The organism is Desulfovibrio mangrovi (genome assembly GCF_026230175.1).
Lineage (GTDB): Bacteria > Desulfobacterota > Desulfovibrionia > Desulfovibrionales > Desulfovibrionaceae > Halodesulfovibrio > Halodesulfovibrio mangrovi.
This window is the reverse complement of the sequence record NZ_CP104208.1, coordinates 3615418-3636837: the sequence shown is the minus strand read 5'-3', so window position 1 is coordinate 3636837 and position 21420 is coordinate 3615418. Positions and strand designations below refer to the sequence as shown.

The following is a 21420-nucleotide window of genomic DNA, read 5'->3' as shown; positions in this document are numbered from 1 at the left end:
CAGAACTGTCCGCAGGACGATGTTTGATCGAGTTGCAGCACGCCGGACTCTACACACAAAAGATATCCGGCATCACTCCCAAAACTCCGCAAACGAAGCGATGCTTGCCACGCACAGTCCGCCGCCACGCGGTTCTGCGCGATTACGTACGTCATCAGCTACGCGCTCAGCACTCGAAACACATGGGGCACGCTTCAGTCAAGCGCTGCAACATCCATGAAAGCCCCCTACTTCTCACGCGCCTCGTCTCAAAAAAATATCACGAATTATTCCGCATAGTTTTAGACACGACTAGAAATATTTTCCATCCCTTACATTCTGCGACTATCTGCGACTGAGGGCCAGCGCCCCTCCGGCAAGAAAAAGGATGCCGCCGGTCACGCGCCCCTGCATATGTGCCATGCGGCGACGGACCAGCCAGTTCACGATGCGGGAACCACATGCAGCGTAGGTAGAAGCGCTGCTCAACTGCAGGACGAAAAAGGATACCCCGAGTATAAGATACTGCAGGGTATAATTTCCCTCCGGCCTGATGAACTGCGGAAAGAGTGCCGTGAACACCAGAATGGACTTGGGATTGGACATGCCCGTGGCAAAACCGAGTGCATACTGCTTGCGGGCGGAAACAGGACAGACTCTCTCACTGATATCAAGCAACGAGGAAGCGGCCCGCCAGTTGCGGATGCCGAGCACGAACAGATAGGCAACACCGGCCCACTTGATGCTCTGGAAGAAAATCTGGGAACTCTGCACCGCCGCGCCAAGGCCGACATACACGATACACATCTGAATGATGTAAGCGGACGAACCGCCCATGATGCCCGGCAGCGTGCGCCAGAATCCGTGCCGTACGCCGGAGGACATGGAAAACAGAGTCATGGGACCGGGAGTATAGGCGATGACCGTCATGATCAGCGCATACGCAATCCACGTGGAGAGGGCCATATCATGTACCTCCGCAATCAGGTTCTTCCGGCATGCCGGAATCGGAAGGCATAATTCGCCTCAATCCACATTCTGTCAATGGTTGTAGAATGATAGATAGCACCTAACGGACTGCGGCAAGTTCCTTCCAGTCCGTTGTGTAGCGAGGGGAACGAAAGTCCTGCCGCATCTGCCATTCCGTCTTCACGCCACCGGCGGCAAACTGCACGGTGCCGCGTCCGAAGCGGGCATTGATGGCATCCGTCGCCCGCATCAACGCATCGCGGGCACCGTCACGCTCCGTCTCGCCGCTCAGGCAATCCAGCAAGTTGCCCTGCCTGCCGTGCTTTGACTCCAACCCCGCCAGCATCACCCCCACTTTCTTGTAGCGGTAGCCATCCTTGAAAATGGCATCCAGCAACTCGCGCCCTTCATGCAGCAACAGCGGGGTGTAGTCCGAGGGGCGGGCAAGATTGCGGGTTATGAAGTTGGAATACTGCGGTTCTTCCTTCTTAAAGGAATTGGTCCGCACAAACACGCCCACGCTATGCGCCACAAGCGACTCCCGCCGCAATTTCTCCGCCGCGCGGGTCATGTAGGCGGCAACGGCTTCATGCGCATGAGCCCGCAATTCCACCGGAGCGCCGAAGGAACGGGATGAGACGATGGACCGTCTGGGCGCAGGCGCTTCTTCCAGTTTGATACAGGAGATCCCGCGCAGCTCCAGCACGATATGCAGCCCCACCACCGTCATATGCCGCCGCACCCACTCATCGGACAAATCACGTAGCTGGCGGGCGGTATGCACACCTCTTTTCGCCAGCTTGGCGGCATAACGACGCCCCACGCCCCACACATCCTCCACCCCCACCGTATCCAGAATGCGGTCCACGGCGGCGGGCGAATCCCAGTAGCGGGTCATGTCGAACACACCTTTGAAGGCAGGCGTTTTCTTGCAGACCCTGCTGGCTATCTTGGCAAGAGTCTTGGTCGGTCCCATGCCCACGGAAACCGGAATCCCCGTCCACTGGCGCACTTGCTCCCGCATCTGCTGTGCGTAGCCGGTCAGATTGCGGCTGCGAAAACCGTCCATCCGCAAAAAGGCCTCATCAATGGAATAGACTTCCATATCCGGCGAGAACATGCTCAGCACCTGCATGACCCGCGACGACATGTCGCCGTACAGGGCATAGTTTGACGAAAATACCGCCGTTCCGGTCCTGTTCAGCAAGTGCCTGTGCTTGAAGTATGGCGCGCCCATGGCGATGCCGAGCGCCTTGGCCTCGTTGGAGCGGGCGATAACGCATCCATCATTATTGGACAGCACCACCACGGGTCGCGTCGCAAGATCCGGCCTGAACACCCGTTCGCAGGAACAGTAGAAATTGTTGCAATCCACCAGAGCAAAGATAGGGAGAGGGGAAACAGCCGTCATGACGTCACCTACAGGGCATGGATGACGGCAGTGACAACGCCCCAGACCTCGCACTGCTCCAGCGAGCTCACATCCAATGGAGCATAGGCCGGATTTTCAGGCCGCAGCACCACCATGCCGTCCCGCTTCCACAGACGCTTAACGGTCAGCTCCCCATGCACCGAAGCAATGACTACACGATTATGCGCAGGCGTCAGGGAACGGTCCACCACCAGAATATCACCGTCGTGAATACCCGCGCCAAGCATGGAATCCCCCTGCGCGCGGACAAAAAAGGTGGCCGGAGGATTGCGGATAAGGTGCTCGTTCAGATCGAGAGAGCGTTCGATGTAATCATCTGCGGGCGAAGGAAATCCGGCCGCAACGGGATTGAGGAACAGGGGGCGGTACAGGCGGGGGGGCACAGGGTTGTCCGCACCTTCCGCCCCCTGCTCCCGCGCACTACGGCACTCCGTTGCCGAAGGACATACATGGCCGGATTGTCCGTCGGCCTCCTGTGCGCGCTCGATCGAATTCCAGATACACGGATACACCGATGGTGAACCGAAGATATCCCGACTTGCAGAAAGTGCTTGTTTCATGAAAAATCTCCCTGTACGGACGTTGACGCGGCCCGAGCAACCGCGCCCAAACGACCATACTATCATGCGGAACCGGCCGTGCGAAGCCAACGCAACCGAGTTCCCTGCAACAACCGGATAACGCCATGTCCCCCGCACCAAACGCCGCACCCCACTGGCTCAATACGCTGGACCCCCGCCTGAAGATTCTGCTCGCGGGCTGCTTCGGCGTGGCCACGTGGCATGTGGGCAACACGACGCTCGGGGCCTACTCGTTCTTCCTCTGGCTGCTGTGCGCCCGCGCGGACTTCTTTACCCGCGACCGCTGGCCCATGTTCCGCTCCTATCTCGCCTTCATCCTGCTGTGGGTGTTCCTCAAATTCATTCTGGACAGCCTCCCTTCCATGGCCAGCATACACCTGCTCCCTTTGCCGCTGCTACGGCAGAACGCCATTGAAGCGGCGTTGCTCGGCCTTCGCCTCTGCGTGCTCATCGGACTGGGACTGGTTCTTGCCCTGACCACCTCACCGCGCCAGCTGGGGCTGGCACTTTCGTGGTTCCTCCGCCCCATACTGGGGAAGAACAGCTGGAAAACCGCCCTGTCGCTGGCCCTGATGATCCATTTCCTGCCTCTGGTGCAAAGCACCTTCGCGCAAGTGAAGCAGACCATCCGGCTGCGTCAGCCCAAGCGCTCCCGCTGGCAACGTTTTTTGCTGGTGCCTCAGGCGGCCCTGCGCCTTCTTGCCCAGAAGACGTGGAACCAGACCGTTGCCGTTGCCGCCAGAGGACTAGACTCGCCCGAAGCATGGCAGCCCCACTTCCCCCCCCAGCCGGTCAACTGGATTCTCGGGTTTCTCGTAACGGGCGCCGGCCTTCTGCCGCTGATCATGTAGCGCATGACACGCATCGAATAATCATTTTCCTGCAATATCAATTTGTTCAAGCAAAACTGAGCACGACAGACTTACTTCGACACCCATTATACTTGACACTCAAACAAAACACTCATAGAGCCTTTTGATCTTCAAACAATCAGAGGTTCACATGGAATTCGATCAAATATTCCTCATCGCCCTGCAAAGCAGCCTGTTTCTCGGTCTCATCCACGGAGTAAATCCCTGCGGGCATTCCTGGCTGGTACTTGCCCCCTTCGTATATGGAGAACGCAACGGAGCGCGAGTCTTTTCCCTGACCGCGGCCTTCATCATCGGCACTTCTCTGGCATGCCTCGCCATCGGCCTCACCCTTGGCGCAATCTCCATGAGCCTGCCCCCAGACATCAAACACATCACGGATCTGGTAACCGCAGGCGTGCTGGTGGTGCTGGGACTCATTCTGGTGGTAAAACCGGAACTGCTGCACAGCCACGCTCATGACCACGACCACGGGCATGGACACTGCGATCACGGGCACGAACATCATACGGAAGCGTGTTGCGCTGACCATGCTCACTCACCTCATGAGCATGACGAACACCACCACGGTCATGTACATGAAGCTCCCTGCAATTGCGGGCATCATGAACACGAGCATGTGAACGAGCATGTTCATGAGCATCAGCACGACCACGCGCACGCGCGAAAAGGGCATCACCACACCCACGGCCACGGCGGATGCGGATGCGCGCACGGACCGAAGCTGCGTTCAGTCACTTTCTGGGGCCTGTTCGTTTTCGGCTTCATGAACATGATTGTTCCCTGCCCCACGGTCGCCATCATGTATTCCTATGCGCTCGATTCCGGAGATGCATTCAAAAGCACCGCCGTGTTCGCAAGTTACGCGCTGGGCACCGCCATTGCACTTGCGGCCGTCATCTATGCCATTTATAAGGTGGCGAACGCCATGCGCGCATTGGAGCGCCCGTGGCTGGAACCCCTCATCATGCGGGTTGCGGGCTTACTGACCGCCGCCTTCGGCGTATACAGCTATCTTGTGGACGCCGGTTACCTCTAAGGAGCAGCCTTGAAGACTTCGGACATGCCGGATGCCGGTGTGGTGCACGCACTGAACCATGCCATTGTGGAATTCTATGAGAAGCTCTCTTCATGGGAGCACGACGTGGTGCGCGAAAAGGGGCTGACTCTGCCTCAGGTGCATACACTCGAGATTCTGGGAATTCACAAGGCCATGCAGATGAAGGAACTTGCCTCCCGCATGGGCATAACCACAGGCACCCTGACGGTTCTGATAGACAGGCTGGAGAGCAAGCGTTGCGTACGCCGCAGACCCCATGAAAGCGACCGCCGCTCCATCATCGTGGAACTGACGGATGAGGGAATGGCCCTGTTTGAAGAGCATGACCGTCTGCACATGCGGCTTACGGAATCCCTCACCGCCAATCTTGACGCCGACTCCCGGAGCACTCTGCTCCGCTGTCTGGAAACCATGAACAAGGCATTCTAGCATGACCGCATTGGAACTTCTCGCCATCGCCGTGGCTCTGGCCATGGACGCCTTTGCCGTTGCCATCGCCACCGGCGTTCAACTCAAGTGTGTGGATTCACGCCAGACTTTCCGGCTGGCCTGGCACTTCGGCCTGTTTCAGGCACTCATGCCCATCATAGGCTGGTCACTGGGTCTTACGGTCCGCAGCTTCATTGAATCATACGCCCACTGGATAGCCTTTGCCCTGCTGGCATGGATAGGCATCCGCATGCTGAAGGAAGCCTTTGAAACCGATACAGAGGAAGCTGAACGCTGCGATCCCACCAAGGGCATGTCGCTCATCATGCTCTCCGTGGCCACAAGCATAGACGCGCTGGCCGTGGGACTTTCCATGTCGGTGCTGGGTATTTCCATCTGGTATCCCGCAATCATCATCGGTCTGGTGGCGCTGGCCTTCACGGCGGCCGGCCTGCACATCGGCCGGCTTATCGGCGGAGCAGCCCGCTTCGGCCAACTTGCGGAGATACTGGGCGGCAGCGTGCTTCTGCTCATCGGGGTAAAGATTCTTGCTGAACACAACGTTTTTGCGTTCCTCATGGGCTGAGCAACGAGAGACAGGACAACGGACCGACCCGATTGCATTATCTATCCATAACGCTTAAGATAACACGATAACACCGGCCCAGTTTCCACACATTCCTGCCGAAGGGGGTTTGCATGAAGTCCCGTATATTGTCAGCCGTTGCAGTCTCACTGCTGCTTGTGCTGACCCTGTTCAGCGTTGGCATTCCTGCGAACGCCCAGACGGACAAACCCGTCGTCGGATTCGTTACCGGCGCCGGTGGACTCGGCGACATGTCATTCAATGACAACGCCTATGGAGGACTGCGCAGGGCGCAGCAGGAACTCGGCTTTTCCCTGAACGTGCTTGAAGCGGATGCCACCGGCACCGCCCCCGCTGACAAGGTGGAAGCTCTGGTGGAGCAATGCGACATTCTTGTACTGCTCGGAGCCCAGCACACGCATCATGCCCGGGAGTATGCGCCGAAGCATCCGGACAAGAAATTCATTTTCTATGAAGAAAAGGTTGCCGGTATTCCCAACCTTGCTTCCATCATGTTCCGCCAACAGGATGGTTCGTTCCTCGCGGGCGCTCTGGCCGGAAGAGTGAGCCGGACCAGAAAGATCGCTTTTCTCGGCGGAACGTACGTCGCCCCCGTAGCCGCTTTTGCACAGGGCTTTCTGGAAGGCGTCAAGGAAGTAGCACCGGACGTGACCGTCGACATCCACTACATCACCCCTCCCGGTGACTTCTCGGGCTTCAGCAATCCGGACAGGGCCTATGCCATGGCCGAGGAGATGTTCGCCAACGGCGTGGATATCATTTTTGCCGTTGCCGGGCTGAGCGGCAACGGAGTCATTGAGGCAGCACGACGGACTGAAGGGCGCTATGTCATCGGTGTGGATTCGGATCAGGACGACATGGCCGCGGGCAAGGTGTTGACCAGCATGGTCAAACGACTGGACGTTGCCACCTACCTGCAGGTGTACAGAGCCGTTACAGGCAATTTCAAGCCCGGCGTCACGGACTTCGGCCTTGCCGACAACGCGGTTACGCTGACAGACATGCGTCACACCCGGAACATCATCACCGAACCGGTTATCGAAGAGGTGAACGCCCTGCGTCTGAAAATTATTTCCGGCGAAATAGTCGTCACAGACCTTCGCCCCTGACCCCCGCACGCACGATAACGAAAAAAAGCCCGACCGAATCTACAACGGCCGGGCTTTTCATATCCATATGCAAGCCTATCAGCCTGCCGCCAGAAAAGAGCGCAGCGCTTCCGGCACCGCAGCTTCATCAGCCTCGCTTCCCACACCGTACAAAGGAGTTGCCAAAATCCCGCGGCGATCGAAGGAGGCCAGAAGCTCCTCCATCCATATCCCTCGCCCGGCACATTTGGCAGAAGCCGTATCAACATCACACGGGCGCCCTCCCCACTCAGGGTGATCATACACCTGCGAAAGTCCGCAACTGGGGCTTCCCTCCACAGCCAGAAAGCCCGCGACGTCCACGCCTCCGCTCCGGTACATGACCACCTGATCAACCACACTCTCCGCCAGCATGGCGCAATGACGACGATACGCCGGAGTGTCGTACTGTGCCTTGCTCTGCCACCACCGTTTCAATCCCAGAAACAGGAATTCCGGACATGGCAACTGCACTATTCCACACCCGGAAGCAGCTATGACATCAGCGACAGCTGAATGAACCGCATTATAACGGGCCAATCCGCAAACTTTTACATTAGCATTGAGCAGACAATGGCTAACCAAAACCACCCGGCTGCTCCGGCAATCAGAAAACGACATCCGGATCACTCCTTTTTATCACCCAAAAAACACCTGCCCGACATACCAACCAAACAGATTAGAAGAAAAATAATGAGATACGGGGGTAGACGTTATTGGCAAATCTACATGAGCCAGATACTGTACAGCCACACCCTATTTCCAGATATGTCAAACGCAATACACAACCGCCTTAAATTCCGGGTCAATCTCGGCCTCATCTGCATTCTGGGCAGTTGTCTGCTCGCGTTGGGTGCTTTTGTACTTTCGGAAGAACATACCCAGCTTGTACGTGCGGTTAAGGAACAAGGCAACCACATGGCTCAGGTGGTTGCCCGCAGCAGCGCGAACTATATCCGGCGGTACAGCTACTATCTTTTAGAAGACTTGGCGCATTCAGCCGCAAGTTCTCCCAGCATCGCCTACTGCGAAATCAAGGATTCTCAGGGCCGCAGCCTTGTCCGGGCTGAGAATACCACCCCAGCCCGGAATGGAAGCGCCACGAGGGACGATGCCCTGCTCATTGTTTCGGCCCCCATTCTGGCAGAGGCAGTTGAAAACCACGCCCTGTCAGCGCTGCCTCAAACCTCACTCGCCATAGAGGCAGGACAGCAGGCCGGTTCTGTGATCCCCCCCCCAGTGTCAGCACCTTCCCACCAAACCGCCTCAGAAAACACTCCCCCCAGCCACGCCCAAACCCTGGGATCTGTTGAAATAGGTCTCTATCTAGCCCCGCTCAATACCGCACTCGTCACGCGAGCTTCGCAGATGGCCCTGCTTTTCGTCTTCTTTCTGGCCCTCATCTGCATTGTGCTCAATATATTCCTCAACAAACTCATCGTGACCCCGGTTCGCGATCTTGCCCAACTTTCCCGGGATATTTCCAGCAGGCAATTCCGCACGCTTCCCCGCCCCGGTCGCGACGACGAACTTGGCCAGCTGACAAACGACTTCAACGCGATGAGCACCTCGCTCAAGGAATTGTATGACGACCTTGAACACAAGGTGCAGGAAAGAACGGAACGCATCTCGCTTGCCAACCGACAGTTGCGGGCCGCCTTCAGGCGAGAAAGGGAACTCGCAGAGGAAGCGGCACAGGCCAACAAGGCCAAAAGCCGTTTTCTTGCTTCCATGAGCCATGAAATCCGCACCCCTCTGAACTCCATCCTCGGCATGGCGGATCTGTTGTGGGAAACAAGGCTCACACAGGATCAGAGACAGTATGTGGACATCTTCCGCAATGCCGGCGAAAATCTGGTAGGGATCATCAACGACATTCTCGACCTCTCGCGCATTGAAGTCGAAGAGATGCCCTTCGAATGCTCCCCCTTCAACCTGCGACAGACCATTGACGATGCGGTGCGCGTCTCCGCCCATCCAATTTTCAGGAAAGGCCTCGACTTCGGCGTCCGCATTCCCGCCGATCTGCCGGCAACCGCCATTGGCGACTCCAAACGTCTGCGTCAGATTCTGCTCAACCTGCTGGGCAACGCCACAAAGTTCACGAAGAAGGGAGAGATTGAACTGACGGTGGAGCACAGAGTCGAATACCGGGAATCCGGCCCGCCCCTGGCGCACCTTCATTTCTCGGTACGGGACACCGGTATCGGCATCCATCCTGATCACCATGAAACCATTTTCGACCGATTCACTCAGGCAGACAGTTCAACATGCCGTCAATACGGCGGCACGGGACTGGGACTCACCATCAGCCGACTGCTGTGCGAACGCATGAATGGCTGCATCTGGCTTGAATCCGCTCCCGGCAAGGGAAGTACATTCCACGCTGATCTTAGACTGGAATATTCTGGCGATAACGGCCCCCATGCCCTTCCCCTCAAAAATCTCAGCGCCCTCATCCTCTATCCCCAAAAACTGACGGGCCACTCCTTTGCCGACCTGCTCAAAAGCCTTGGGGCCCGTTGTCATGTCCGCACCACACCAGAAGAAGCCGAGGCGTTCTTCAGCAATAATACGGCAGACCTGATCTTCATTGACGAACAACAGCCCATTGATCAGGTATGCCGTCTTGTACAGCTTGCAAAAGAGAACACAAAGCAGGTGGATACATACCGACTGGGCTGCCGACTACAGAATGAACAGGAGTCTCACGCCTGCGGCTGCACCATGCTGCAGCTGCCGGTGCTTCGCAACAGCCTGCTGAACGCCATGGAACAGAAAGGGGCGTTACGCCCCATTGCCTCCGTGCAGCAGGCATCGCTTGAGCCCCTCAGCATACCGGGCGGCATCCAGTCCGGCAAAGATGATACGCATATCCCGCACCTGCTTGTTGTTGAAGACAACAAATCCAACAGAATCCTGCTGGAACTGTATCTCAAAAGCATACCGCACCGCGCGTGGTTTGCGGAGAATGGAGAGGAAGGGGTCGAGCTTCTGAAGAACAACAGATTCGACCTTGTGCTGATGGATGTGGAGATGCCCCATATGGATGGGCTTACCGCCACACGGCACATCCGCCAGTTCGAAAAGGAAACCGGACGTGAGCGTACCACGGTGGCAGCCATCACGGCTCATGCGTTGCCGGAGCACAGGGAAGAAAGCCTGAATGCGGGATGCGACTTCCACATCCCCAAACCGCTCAAGAAGAAAGATCTGGTTGCTCTTATTGAACAAGTGCTGGGCAAGGAACCGCCTCAAGCCTGAAGCTACCCCTTTTTCATGTAGGCAATGAACTCCTGATTGCCCTTGGGTCCCTTGATGCTGGACGGCACAACGCCCACCACGGTCAGGCCCAGCTGTTCGCGGGCAAAGTCACAGACCTTGTCGATAGCTTCCTGATGCAGTTGAGGATCACGCACTACCCCTTTCTCAGTCCGGTCCGGTCCCAGTTCGAACTGAGGCTTGATGAGTACGGCGAGCACGCCCTCCTCGCGCATGAAGCTGACGCACGGGGGGAGAATAAGCGTAAGAGAAATGAACGACACATCGGCAACGACGATATCCACGAGTTCAGGAATGAGATCCGGCTCGGCAAGTCGCAGATTGGTCCGCTCCAGGTTGATGACCCGCGGATCCTGACGCAGCTTTTCATGCAACTGCCCGTATCCGACATCAGCGGCATACACCCGGACAGCCCCATGCTGCAGCAGACAATCCGTAAAGCCGCCCGTTGACGCGCCTGCATCTAGAGCCACTTTTCCTTCCACATCAATACCGAAATGCTCAATGGCCGTGAGCAGCTTGTACGCCCCGCGACTGACGAAACGCTCCACCCCACGCACCTCGAATTCCGTATCCAGATCTACCTTTTGACCGGGCTTCTGCACCGGCTCCGGCACACCGTTGCGCAGCAGGTACACCTGCCCCGCCATGATAAGCCGCTTGGCCTTTTCACGGCTTTCCGCAAGCCCTGCTTCATGCACCAACTGATCTGCCCGTTCTTTTTTAGCCATACTCTCAAACCTTGACATTGTGCTCAGGGAGGCATACCTCGACCTTGCCGGTTGTCGCATATACCGGCCAACCGGTCCCCGGTCGCCATACGTGACGACTGGGCTTCTACATCAACGGAAAACATGGCACAACAAATAATTCCTTGCCTTCCCCTTCCGTTTACAGTATGAGCTTCCGTTCTGCATCTTCCGTGAGGAGTATATATTATGAAGACTGACATCCATCCCAAAGTGTACCTGGCCAAGGTAACCTGCGCATGCGGTTACGAATCCGAACTGCGCACCTCCAAGGCCGCTGAGGTTGCAGTGGAAATCTGCTCTCAGTGCCACCCCTACTACACTGGCAAGCAGCGTCTTCTTGACACCGCTGGTCGTATCGACCGCTTCAACAAGAAGTACGCCAAGTTCCAGAAGAAGTAGCTCGTCTCTCGCAGTTACAGTGGCCGTGGTCCGGCATTGTCGGACAACGATTTTTCCTCCCCGGAAAGAGTGCTTTCCGGGGAGGAGTGTTCTATTGCTGCAGCGAGGGATAGTGTGAGCACCAATCTCCATGTGATCAGGAACATCATCGCCGCATTGGGCTCTGCCGCCCGATGCACCGTTGGCGGCCAGGCCGTCATGGAAGGGGTGATGATGCGCAACAAAGACCGGTTGTCCATCGCCGTCCGTCGTCCTGACGGGTCCATCATCGTAGACAACCGCCCCTGGTTCACATTCTCTGGCGCAGACTTTCTCAAGCGCCCGTTCGTCCGCGGCTTTCCCATTCTTATCGAGACACTGGTAAACGGCATCAAGGCGCTGAACTATTCCGCGACGCAAGCCGTTGATGAAGAGACCGAAGGCGAACTGAAGCCGTGGCATCTTGCCATGACGCTGGTGTTTTCCATCGTTCTCGCGCTGGGACTCTTCGTTGTCCTGCCGCACCTGTTCTCATTGGGCATGAAGTTCATCGGACTCGGCGGCGATGCCGACGGACTGAGCTTCCATGTATGGGACGGCATATTCAAATTCGCCATTTTTCTCACCTACATCGTAGGGATATCCTTCATTCCGGATATCAAGCGGGTATTCCAGTACCATGGCGCCGAGCACAAGGTCATATGGACCTATGAAGACGGCTACACCGTCACGCCCGGATCCGCCAGCCTGCGCAGCCGCCTGCACCCCCGGTGCGGCACCACCTTCCTGCTGTTCGTGCTGTCCATTGCCATCATTCTGCATACCATTCTGGTGCCTGCCCTGCTGCTGATCTGGACTCCCGAGAGCATGTGGGTGAAGCACAGCTTCATCATTGTTCTCAAGCTGGGCCTCATGGCCCCCATCAGCGCCATCGCCTATGAAGCGATCAAGTATTCCGCAAAAATGAATGACACCTTCTGGGGCAAAGTTTTCAGCGCCCCCGGCATGCTGCTGCAGATGCTGACCACCAATGAACCGGATGACCAGCAACTGGAAGTCGCCATCGTTGCCCTCAAGGAAGCGCTCGGCGATGACGCGGAAGCCGATGTTCACGCCCCCGACTATACCGTTTCGGAGAAAAACTGATGTTTTCCAAGCTCGAAAACCTGGAACGTCGATTCGAAGACCTCGAACAGCAGCTCAGCTCCCCGGAAGTATTCGGGGATCAGGAGCGCTACCGCCAACTGACCAAAACGCACGCCGACCTCAAGCTGGTGGTCGACGCGTTCCGCAAATACCGCAAGCTCAAGCAGGATCTTGAAGAAAACAAGATGCTGCTTCGCGACAGCGATCCCGATATGGCCGAAATGGCCCGCGAGGAAATCAAGGAGATTGAGGCCGCACTGCCCGACATGGAGCACGACCTCAAAATCCTGCTGCTGCCCAAGGACCCCATGGATGAAAAGAACTCCATTCTTGAAATCCGTGCCGGTACCGGCGGTGACGAGGCTGCGCTGTTTGCAGGCGACCTGTTCCGCATGTACAGCCGCTACGCAGAAAGTGTCGGCTGGCGCCTCGAGGTGCTGGAAACCAGCGAAACCGGCACCGGCGGCCTCAAGGAAGTCATCGCCATCATCAAGGGCGACAAGGTATATAGCCGCCTCAAGTTCGAGTCCGGCATCCACCGCGTGCAACGCGTCCCCGCCACGGAAACGCAGGGTCGCATTCACACGTCCGCAGCCACCGTTGCGATCATGCCTGAAGCGGACGAAGTGGACCTGAACATCCGCCCCGAAGATCTGCGGTTTGACGTTTACCGGTCCTCCGGCCCCGGCGGCCAGTCGGTTAACACCACGGACTCTGCCGTGCGCGTTACCCACATCCCCACCGGCCTTGTTGTTTGCTGTCAGGATGAAAAGTCCCAGCACAAGAACAAGGCCAAGGGTCTGAAGATTCTTTCTTCGCGCCTTCTGCAGATGGAACAGGACAAGCAGCACGCAGAACAGGCTGAACAGCGCAAGCTGCTGGTCGGCAGCGGCGACCGCTCCGGCCGTATCCGCACTTACAACTTCCCGCAGGGGCGTTGTACGGACCACCGTATCAACCTGACCCTGTACAAGCTGGACGCCATCATGGAAGGGGATCTGGGAGAACTGCTGGATGCCCTGATCACCCATGACCAGACCGAAGCCCTGCAGGCACAGGCCGAGGCCTAGGCATGGCTATAGCCAGACCGGCACAGCTCACCATACGCACCATCACTACGGCCTTCTCGGAATACCTTTCCGGGAAGGCCGTTGATTCTCCGCGCCTGTCAGCCGACCTGCTGTGCATGCATATACTTGGCGCAAGCAGACTCGACCTGCTGACCGACCCGCACCGCCCTGTCACCGAAGACCAGTGGGCAGCCATCGCCGAACTTGTCGAACGCCGAGGCAAGGGCGAACCCGTTGCCTATCTCCTCGGGAGTCGTGAATTCTATGGGCGGGATTTCGCCGTTTCGCCTGCAACACTTATCCCCCGCCCTGAGACCGAGCACATCATCGAAGAGGTGGTAAGACGCTTTGCAGGCAAAGGCCCCTTCCTCTTTGCCGACCTCGGCACCGGAACGGGCTGCATCGCGACCACTATTGCAGCGGAGCTGCCTGATGCCATGGGCATAGCCGTAGACATCTCGCCCGATGCTCTGGCAATTGCCGCAACCAATGCCGCCGCACACGGCGTACGCGACCGCCTGGCATTCGTGAACGCCGACTTTATGACACCGCTCTTCCAGAATCGCAGCCTACACTGCATTGCCACCAACCCGCCTTACATCAGCGAAGCCGAGTATGCAGAACTAAGCCATGAAGTACGGGAGTTTGAGCCCCGTACAGCTCTTGTCCCCGGCACCACAGGTCTTGAACATGCCGCAGCCCTCATCCGCAATGCGGAAAACTGGCTCAAACCCGATGGCATATTTATCATGGAGATGGGATACACTCAGGCAGCCCCCAACCTGTCCCATCTGCAATCCAGGGAGGGCAAATGGCGCGATGAAAAAATCATCTCAGACTTGGCCGGGCTGGACAGAATGACCTTTGCGGTTCGCACGTCGCAGTAGTGTAAAAAAACAACACATTGCTGAAAACACACACCGCACCTTACTAAAACCACAACACCGCAACCTGTAATTTCAGCAGGTTACCAGCATGCACTCCACGGCATGCTTTTTGCTTATTGAGATATCGGAGGCTGTATGAAACAGACAACGATCAAAAAAGCAATCGGCTGCTCCGGCATCGGACTACATAGCGGCAAGGTAGTGAAGCTCACCCTGTCTCCCGCAAAGGAAGACACCGGCGTCGTTTTCCACATCCACGGAGAACACGGCGTAAAAGTCATCGCTCCCGAACCCAACTCCGTAATCGCCACCGGGCTCGCCACAACTCTCGGTATCGACGGCACCTCCGTCGCAACCGTTGAGCACCTTCTTGCCGCCATCGCAGGCCTCCAGATCGACAACATCAAGATCGACATCGAGGGCGGAGAAGTTCCCATCATGGACGGCAGCGCCGCCTCCTTCGCTTTCCTGCTCAGAGATGCAGGGATTGCCCGCCAGAACCGCAACCGCGTGGTTCAACGCATCAAGAAGGCCATAAACTTCGAAAGGGACGGCAAGTACATCAAGGCCTCTCCCTACTCCGGGCTGCGCATAGACTATACCATCGACTTCGACCATCCGCTCATCGGTCGCCAGTCAATGACGCTTGAAATTACTCCCGCCACCTTTACGCAGGAGATCGCCAAGGCCCGCACCTTCGGCTTCATGCGTGAAGTGGAATATCTGCACAAGAACGGCCTTGCACTCGGCGGGTCATTGGACAATGCCATCGTTCTTGACGAGTACAACGTCCTCAACCAGGATGGCTTGCGCTTTGACGATGAATTTGTCCGCCACAAGATTCTGGACTTCATCGGTGACATGACCATGCTGGGCACCCCCCTGCAGGGACACTTCGAGATCTTTGCTTCCGGCCATGCGCTGAACAACCAGTTCCTGCGCACCATCAATGACAATGCCGAAATCTACCTCGAGACCGTGGAGCTGCACGCCTTCACCCCGGAACCTGCCACCTCTGAAGCTCATGCCGGCCGCGCCGTTGCAGCAGCTTAGAAAGCTAATCAATGACACCTCCAAAGAGCCGCCCCATGGGCGGCTCTTTCATTTATATATAGCTGAAGGCAAAACCAGACAATTGCAACATAGCTATTTTATTGATTAATTATTTGAAATCGAAAAAATATGCGATATCATGCATTTTTCGCTTGCGTGGTTATGCCGAGTTGTATAAAAGGCCCCCTACGAGATGCGTGGGCCCTGCAACGCAACTGCCAGTACTTTTAACTACTTGGCGTTTAGAAGCCCTTTTCCGTAGCTGAGTCATTCGGGTAAAACCCTTGGTTTTCCTTGAAATTTCAAAGCTCGGAAAAAAAAATTCAAAAAACGCCATTTTTCGCTTGCCAAATGTTTGAGTCGAATATAAACACTCATCTCCGTTGGCTGGCGTAGCTCAACTGGCAGAGCAGCTGATTTGTAATCAGCCGGTTGCGGGTTCGAGTCCCATCGCCAGCTCCACGTGGAGGGGTTCCCGAGTGGCCAAAGGGAACAGACTGTAAATCTGTCGTCGCACGACTTCGGAGGTTCAAATCCTCCCCCCTCCACCACCATGAACGCTGACAAAGCTGTAGGAGACATACGTCGGAGAACTACGGCATTATGATGCGGGAATAGCTCAATGGCTAGAGCATCAGCCTTCCAAGCTGAGGGTTGCGAGTTCGAGTCTCGTTTCCCGCTCCACCCACGCTTGAGTTCTCCCCTACAGTTAAGTATAGAAGCCCACATAGCTCAGTCGGTAGAGCGCGTCCTTGGTAAGGACGAGGTCAGCAGTTCAATCCTGCTTGTGGGCTCCATTTTTTATTTTCGGTGTAAAATCGAGAACAACATTGCCAGGGAGAATTACTCATGGGTAAGGAAAAATTTACTCGTACCAAGCCGCACGTGAACATCGGCACCATCGGTCACATTGACCATGGTAAGACCACTCTCACTGCAGCCATCACCAAGTGCGCTGCTATGCTCGGCGGCGGCAAGGCTATTGCATTCGACGAAATCGACAAGGCTCCTGAAGAAAAGGAACGCGGCATCACCATTGCTACCGCACACGTCGAATACGAATCCAAGCTGCGTCACTACGCACACGTTGACTGCCCCGGCCACGCCGACTACATCAAGAACATGATCACCGGCGCCGCACAGATGGACGGCGGTATCATCGTAGTAGCAGCAACCGACGGTCCCATGCCCCAGACCCGTGAGCACATCCTGCTCGCTCGTCAGGTTGGCGTTCCGTCCCTCGTCGTATTCATGAACAAGTGCGACATGGTTGACGACGAAGAACTGCTGGAACTCGTAGAAATGGAAGTTCGCGAACTTCTTTCTTCCTACGACTTCCCCGGCGACGACATTCCGGTTATCCGCGGTTCCGCGCTGAAGGCTCTGGAAGCCGACAGCGCTGACGATCCGGCTGTTAACTGCATCAAGGAACTTCTCGACGCTTGTGACTCTTACATTCCTGAGCCCCAGCGCGAAGTTGACAAGCCCTTCCTGCTTCCCATCGAAGACGTGTTCTCCATCTCCGGCCGCGGTACCGTTGTTACCGGCCGTATCGAACGCGGTATCATCAAGGTTGGCGAAGAAGTGGAAATCGTGGGCATCCGTCCCAACCAGAAGACCACTTGTACCGGCGTTGAAATGTTCCGCAAGCTGCTCGACGAAGGTCAGGCTGGCGACAACGTTGGTCTCCTTATCCGTGGTATCAAGCGTGATGAAGTTGAGCGCGGTCAGGTTCTCTGCAAGCCCGGCTCCATCAAGCCCCACACCAAGTTCAAGGCAGAAGTTTACGTTCTGTCCAAGGACGAAGGCGGCCGTCACACTCCGTTCTTCACCGGCTACCGTCCTCAGTTCTACTTCCGTACCACTGACATCACTGGCGTGATTGCACTGGACGAAGGCGTAGAAATGGTAATGCCCGGCGACAACGCTGTGTTCAACGTAGAACTCATTCACCCCATCGCAATGGAAAAGGGTCTCCGCTTCGCTATCCGTGAAGGTGGCCGTACCGTTGGCGCAGGTGTTGTGTCTGAGATCGTGGAGTAAGTCATGCGCGTTAACATTCAGCTTGCTTGCACCGAGTGCAAGCGGCGCAATTACGCGACCGACAAGAATAAGAAGAATACTACCGGTCGTATGGAGCTGAAGAAGTATTGTCCTTGGGACAAGAAACACACGCTCCATCGCGAAACCAAGTAAGGTAGTTTTCGATAAAGCAGGGGTGTAGCTCCAACGGCTAGAGCGCCGGTCTCCAAAACCGGATGTTGCGGGTTCGAATCCCTCCACCCCTGCCACTTTTCTTCTTACCCCCTTTTCGGTGAGGCGACCATGGCGAATAAGCACTCTAAGAAAGCTGAAAAAGCCAACGACTCCCAGGCGGGTGTTGAAAGCAAGATTTCTCAGCTCAAAGAGTACTTCGAAGAATCCCAGGTTGAAATTAAGAAGGTAGTCTGGCCTTCCCGAAAAGAGACGATAACGACAAGCGTAGCAGTGCTCGTGCTTGTAGTTATCATGTCTCTTTTTCTCGGTGTAGTTGACCTGGGTCTCACGAAGCTCGTTGAATACATCCTTTCCTAAATTGGACTGTCCCATGACTGAGGAACACATTCCCGCACCGAAGGCCCGTTGGTATATCATTCACACCTACTCAGGTTTTGAGCAGCGTGTTGAATTGACCATCAACCAGATGATCCGTACCAATGAGGCACAGGGCCAGATAGAAGAAGTCGTTGTACCGACCGAAAAGGTAGTTGAGCTTGTAAAGGGCGAGAAGAGAACTTCTACCCGCAAGTTCTACCCTGGGTATGTCATGGTCAAAATGGTCATGACCGATTTTTCATGGCATCTGGTTTCCAATATTCAGCGGGTAACCGGTTTCGTGGGCGGCAAAAACCGTCCTACCCCCATGCGGGATTCCGAAGCCGAGCGCATCCTCTCCATGATGGAGTCCAGACAGGAACAACCCAGGCCGAAGTTCAGCTTCGAGCGTGGGGACGAGGTCCGGGTCATTGACGGTCCTTTCGGCGGATTCAACGGCGTTGTAGAGGATGTCAATTTCGACAAGGGCAAACTTCGCGTCTCAGTATCCATCTTCGGTAGACAGACTCCGGTTGAACTGGATTTTGTCCAGGTGGATAAAGGCTAACGCGCATAGAGCATTTACGCCGAATTAACGGCGATTGCCATAGAGGTATATTGGAATGGCTAAGAAAGAAATTGCAAAAATCAAGCTTCAGATTCCGGCAGGTGCGGCTAACCCCTCCCCGCCCATCGGTCCCGCTCTGGGTCAGCATGGTCTGAACATCATGGGCTTCTGCAAGGAATACAACGCTAAGACCATGGACCAGAAGGGCCTGATCATCCCCGTTGTTATTACCGTTTATGCGGATCGTTCCTTCACCTTCATCACCAAGACCCCCCCTGCTTCCGTCCTGATTCTCAAGGAAGCAAAGGTTCAGAAGGGTTCCGGCGAACCCAACCGTAAGAAGGTTGGTTCCCTGACCATGGATCAGGTCGAAGAGATTGCTAAGCTGAAGATGCCCGATCTGAACGCAGCCAGCCTTGAAGCTGCGAAGAAGACCATCATGGGCACCGCCCGCAGCATGGGTGTTGACATTAAGTAAGTTTCTGGAAATCAGTCGGACTGCCGCTCGCTGGTTTACTCCAGCAGTATTCGAATTGCATTGAGTGGCAGGAGATTATCGCAGAACAAGACAAAGGAAGGATGACAATGCCCAAGCACGGCAAAAAATATCGCAAGGCAGTTGAGGGAGTTTCTCTCCTCGAAAAGCTGCCCGTGGAAGAAGCGGTTGCAAAATCCGTAGCTTCTGCTTTCGCCAAGTTCGATGAAACCGTTGACGTTTCCATCAATCTCGGCGTTGACCCCAAGTACTCCGACCAGATGGTTCGCGGCGCTTGCGCCCTGCCCCACGGCCTTGGCAAGACTGTACGCGTTGCAGTGTTCTGTAAGGGCGAAAAGCAGGCTGAAGCTACCGCTGCAGGCGCAGACGTAGTAGGCGCTGAAGATCTGGTAGAAAAGATCAAGGGCGGCTGGCTGGAATTTGACAGCGCTATTGCCACCCCCGACTGCATGGCCCTCGTAGGCCAGGTTGGTCGTGTGCTCGGACCCCGCGGTCTTATGCCCAACGCAAAGACCGGTACCGTAACCTTCGACGTTGCCGCCGCCGTTTCCGAAGTGAAGGCTGGCCGCGTAGAGTTCAAGGTTGACAAGGCCGGTGTTCTGCACGCTCCCATCGGTAAGGTTTCTTTCGGTCCCGAGAAGCTTCTCGGCAACCTGAAGACCCTGCTTGAGACCGTAAATCGCCTGAAGCCTTCTTCCGCTAAGGGCACTTACATGCGCGCCATGTGCGTTTCCAGCACCATGGGCCCCGGTATCAAGATTGATCCGACCCTGATCAAGAAATTCCTCGAAGGTTAGTCGAAAGACCCTTCGAAAGATATTCGGCTTGGGTGGTTTTCCACCCAAGCCTTTTTGGCAAGAGAAATGGAATCTAAGTCGCAGACAGCAGGCTGTTAACAAAACGTAAGCCCTGCCGAGACGATTGGCTTAGTTTCCACTTGGCACCCCTTAGTCCAAGGAGACTCACCGTGAATAGGTCTGAAAAAGCTGCGATTATTGAGCGCCTGAAGGCTCGCGCCGAAGCTGCCAGCATCGCAGTGGTGACCGACTTCAAGGGTATGCCGGTGGAAAAGATGACCGAGCTGCGTGATGTTCTTCGTAACGGCGGTGGTGAATACCACGTCGTGAAGAACACCCTGGCCGGCATCGCATTCACTGGCACCCAGCACGAAGTTATTTCTTCCAAGCTGAAGGATAACTGCGCTGTTGCCCTTGGGTTCGATGATCCTGTCGCAGTGGCTAAGGCGCTTGTTGAATTCACCAAGAAGAGCAAGCAGTTTGCTATCAAGTTCGCTTCCCTTGAGGGTTCCTTCCTCAACGAAGCGCAGCTGGGCGAACTGGCTAAGCTGCCCGGCAAGCAGGAACTGCTCGCCAAGGCACTTGGTACAATGAACGCCGTACCCACCAATTTCGTTGGCCTCTTCGCCAACATCATCCGCACCTTCCTGTACGCCTTGAATGCAATCAAGGAACAGAAGGAAGCTGCTTAACCCAACCTAACTAAGCCAAAATTTGTAAGGAGATCACCATGTCCGTTACCAAAGAACAGGTAGTTGAGTTCATTTCCAATATGACCGTTCTGCAGCTTTCCGAGTTCATCAAGGAACTGGAAGAAACCTTCGGCGTTTCCGCTGCTGCTCCCGTAGCCGCTGTTGCTGCTGTTGCCGCTGCTGCTCCCGCTGAAGAAGCAGAAGAAAAGACCGAGTTCGACGTTATCCTGAAGAACGCCGGCGCCAACAAGATCGGCGTTATCAAGGTTGTTCGCGCTCTGACCGGCCTCGGCCTGAAGGAAGCTAAGGACAAGGTTGACGGCGCTCCCGCTTCCCTGAAGGAAGGCGTATCCAAGGATGACGCTGAAGCCGCTAAGAAGCAGCTCGAAGAAGCCGGCGCAGAAGTCGAAATCAAGTAATTTCGCTTTCGCACCAAGCGACCTAAAGCGCGGGCAGGGAAACTTGCCCGCGCTTCTTCAACTACAAAATATAACGGCATAGAGCCCAAAAAACTCTTGCCATTTTGCGTTGGGCAAACTACTCTGCAAATTTTGGTCGACCTCTCCATACACCTAACGTAAATCCATATCGGGCGACACGTTGCACACCCTTTCCGGACGCATAACACCCCGAATTTTCTGCACAAGTGCAGGGCGCTCTATGGCGGAT

Annotated in this window: 24 protein-coding genes and 5 tRNA genes; 24 read left to right on the top strand and 5 right to left on the bottom strand. The window is 55.9% G+C overall.

Annotation, left to right across the window (positions count from 1 at the left end; all coding sequences use genetic code 11):
* Positions 1 to 324 precede the first annotated feature (324 nt).
* From N1030_RS16270 to N1030_RS16260, 3 genes are all read right to left on the bottom strand, one after another.
* Entirely contained in the window at positions 325 to 945 is a 621-nt protein-coding gene (locus tag N1030_RS16270) for a LysE family translocator (RefSeq protein ID WP_265826585.1), read from the bottom strand.
* 103 nt (positions 946 to 1048) lie between these two features.
* Positions 1049 to 2359: a Y-family DNA polymerase gene (locus tag N1030_RS16265; RefSeq protein WP_265826583.1), complete on the bottom strand. Its 1311-nt coding sequence runs from the start codon at positions 2357 to 2359 to the stop codon at positions 1049 to 1051.
* 8 nt (positions 2360 to 2367) lie between these two features.
* Positions 2368 to 2940, bottom strand: a complete 573-nt coding sequence (locus N1030_RS16260) for a LexA family protein (protein WP_338033315.1) — start codon at positions 2938 to 2940, stop codon at positions 2368 to 2370.
* A gap of 125 nt (positions 2941 to 3065) precedes the next feature.
* Between N1030_RS16260 and N1030_RS16255 the strand changes: the two genes are divergently transcribed.
* The 5 genes from N1030_RS16255 to N1030_RS16235 all read left to right on the top strand — a co-directional run bounded on the left by N1030_RS16255 (position 3066) and on the right by N1030_RS16235 (position 7038).
* Entirely contained in the window at positions 3066 to 3812 is a 747-nt protein-coding gene (locus N1030_RS16255; RefSeq protein WP_265826582.1) for an energy-coupling factor transporter transmembrane component T, read from the top strand.
* A gap of 151 nt (positions 3813 to 3963) precedes the next feature.
* The gene (locus N1030_RS16250) at positions 3964 to 4872 is read left to right on the top strand and encodes a sulfite exporter TauE/SafE family protein (RefSeq protein WP_265826580.1); all 909 of its coding nucleotides are present in this window, start codon (positions 3964 to 3966) and stop codon (positions 4870 to 4872) included.
* Positions 4873 to 4896: 24 nt separating this feature from the next.
* Positions 4897 to 5322 (top strand): MarR family winged helix-turn-helix transcriptional regulator, encoded by a 426-nt coding sequence (locus N1030_RS16245; RefSeq protein ID WP_265829088.1) that lies wholly within the window; start codon positions 4897 to 4899, stop codon positions 5320 to 5322.
* A gap of 1 nt (position 5323) precedes the next feature.
* On the top strand, positions 5324 to 5908 hold the full coding sequence (locus N1030_RS16240) for a manganese efflux pump MntP (protein WP_265826578.1): 585 nt from the start codon (positions 5324 to 5326) through the stop codon (positions 5906 to 5908).
* Positions 5909 to 6021: 113 nt separating this feature from the next.
* Entirely contained in the window at positions 6022 to 7038 is a 1017-nt protein-coding gene (locus tag N1030_RS16235) for a BMP family lipoprotein (protein ID WP_265826577.1), read from the top strand.
* Positions 7039 to 7116: 78 nt separating this feature from the next.
* Here N1030_RS16235 and N1030_RS16230 read toward each other — a convergent pair whose 3' ends face one another.
* Positions 7117 to 7677: a CD3072 family TudS-related putative desulfidase gene (locus N1030_RS16230; RefSeq protein WP_265826575.1), complete on the bottom strand. Its 561-nt coding sequence runs from the start codon at positions 7675 to 7677 to the stop codon at positions 7117 to 7119.
* Between the two features lie 108 nt (positions 7678 to 7785).
* On the opposite strand from N1030_RS16230, the gene N1030_RS16225 reads away from it, so the two are divergent.
* Complete coding sequence (locus N1030_RS16225) at positions 7786 to 10320, top strand: ATP-binding protein (RefSeq protein ID WP_265826574.1); 2535 nt, start codon at positions 7786 to 7788, stop codon at positions 10318 to 10320.
* 2 nt (positions 10321 to 10322) lie between these two features.
* Here the strand turns inward: N1030_RS16225 and N1030_RS16220 are convergent, their stop codons facing one another.
* On the bottom strand, positions 10323 to 11069 hold the full coding sequence (locus N1030_RS16220) for a TlyA family RNA methyltransferase (RefSeq protein ID WP_265826573.1): 747 nt from the start codon (positions 11067 to 11069) through the stop codon (positions 10323 to 10325).
* A 207-nt stretch (positions 11070 to 11276) separates the two neighbouring features.
* Between N1030_RS16220 and rpmE the strand changes: the two genes are divergently transcribed.
* The 18 genes from rpmE (at position 11277) to rplL (ending at position 21170) form a co-directional block, all read left to right on the top strand.
* A complete protein-coding gene (gene rpmE / locus N1030_RS16215) occupies positions 11277 to 11489 on the top strand; it encodes a 50S ribosomal protein L31 (protein ID WP_265826571.1) in 213 nt (70 codons plus the stop codon).
* Positions 11490 to 11687: 198 nt separating this feature from the next.
* The gene (locus tag N1030_RS16210; RefSeq protein ID WP_265829086.1) at positions 11688 to 12614 is read left to right on the top strand and encodes a DUF1385 domain-containing protein; all 927 of its coding nucleotides are present in this window, start codon (positions 11688 to 11690) and stop codon (positions 12612 to 12614) included.
* Positions 12614 to 13684 carry a peptide chain release factor 1 gene (gene prfA / locus N1030_RS16205; RefSeq protein WP_265826570.1) on the top strand — a complete coding sequence of 357 codons (1071 nt, stop codon included), beginning with the start codon at positions 12614 to 12616 and terminating at the stop codon, positions 13682 to 13684. The genes N1030_RS16210 and prfA overlap by 1 nt, the downstream gene beginning before the upstream one ends.
* Positions 13685 to 13686: 2 nt before the next feature.
* A complete protein-coding gene (gene prmC, locus N1030_RS16200) occupies positions 13687 to 14571 on the top strand; it encodes a peptide chain release factor N(5)-glutamine methyltransferase (protein WP_265826568.1) in 885 nt (294 codons plus the stop codon).
* A 135-nt stretch (positions 14572 to 14706) separates the two neighbouring features.
* Positions 14707 to 15624 (top strand): UDP-3-O-acyl-N-acetylglucosamine deacetylase, encoded by a 918-nt coding sequence (lpxC, locus tag N1030_RS16195; RefSeq protein ID WP_265826567.1) that lies wholly within the window; start codon positions 14707 to 14709, stop codon positions 15622 to 15624.
* Positions 15625 to 16010: 386 nt separating this feature from the next.
* Positions 16011 to 16086: transfer RNA gene (locus tag N1030_RS16190), tRNA-Thr, on the top strand.
* A gap of 3 nt (positions 16087 to 16089) precedes the next feature.
* Positions 16090 to 16175: transfer RNA gene (locus N1030_RS16185), tRNA-Tyr, on the top strand.
* 57 nt (positions 16176 to 16232) lie between these two features.
* A tRNA-Gly gene (locus tag N1030_RS16180) sits at positions 16233 to 16308 on the top strand.
* Between the two features lie 37 nt (positions 16309 to 16345).
* Positions 16346 to 16421 (top strand) — tRNA-Thr (locus N1030_RS16175).
* A 52-nt stretch (positions 16422 to 16473) separates the two neighbouring features.
* Entirely contained in the window at positions 16474 to 17667 is a 1194-nt protein-coding gene (gene tuf / locus N1030_RS16170; protein ID WP_265826566.1) for an elongation factor Tu, read from the top strand.
* A 3-nt stretch (positions 17668 to 17670) separates the two neighbouring features.
* Entirely contained in the window at positions 17671 to 17820 is a 150-nt protein-coding gene (gene rpmG, locus N1030_RS16165; protein WP_174410480.1) for a 50S ribosomal protein L33, read from the top strand.
* A gap of 18 nt (positions 17821 to 17838) precedes the next feature.
* Positions 17839 to 17915 (top strand) — tRNA-Trp (locus tag N1030_RS16160).
* 34 nt (positions 17916 to 17949) lie between these two features.
* Entirely contained in the window at positions 17950 to 18198 is a 249-nt protein-coding gene (secE, locus tag N1030_RS16155) for a preprotein translocase subunit SecE (RefSeq protein ID WP_265826564.1), read from the top strand.
* A gap of 13 nt (positions 18199 to 18211) precedes the next feature.
* Positions 18212 to 18766 carry a transcription termination/antitermination protein NusG gene (gene nusG, locus N1030_RS16150; protein WP_265826563.1) on the top strand — a complete coding sequence of 185 codons (555 nt, stop codon included), beginning with the start codon at positions 18212 to 18214 and terminating at the stop codon, positions 18764 to 18766.
* A gap of 55 nt (positions 18767 to 18821) precedes the next feature.
* On the top strand, positions 18822 to 19244 hold the full coding sequence (gene rplK / locus N1030_RS16145; protein ID WP_265826562.1) for a 50S ribosomal protein L11: 423 nt from the start codon (positions 18822 to 18824) through the stop codon (positions 19242 to 19244).
* Between the two features lie 107 nt (positions 19245 to 19351).
* Positions 19352 to 20059 (top strand): 50S ribosomal protein L1, encoded by a 708-nt coding sequence (rplA, locus tag N1030_RS16140; RefSeq protein WP_265826561.1) that lies wholly within the window; start codon positions 19352 to 19354, stop codon positions 20057 to 20059.
* A 170-nt stretch (positions 20060 to 20229) separates the two neighbouring features.
* A complete protein-coding gene (gene rplJ, locus N1030_RS16135) occupies positions 20230 to 20751 on the top strand; it encodes a 50S ribosomal protein L10 (protein WP_265826560.1) in 522 nt (173 codons plus the stop codon).
* A 38-nt stretch (positions 20752 to 20789) separates the two neighbouring features.
* Complete coding sequence (rplL, locus tag N1030_RS16130; RefSeq protein WP_265826559.1) at positions 20790 to 21170, top strand: 50S ribosomal protein L7/L12; 381 nt, start codon at positions 20790 to 20792, stop codon at positions 21168 to 21170.
* Positions 21171 to 21420: the final 250 nt, after the last annotated feature.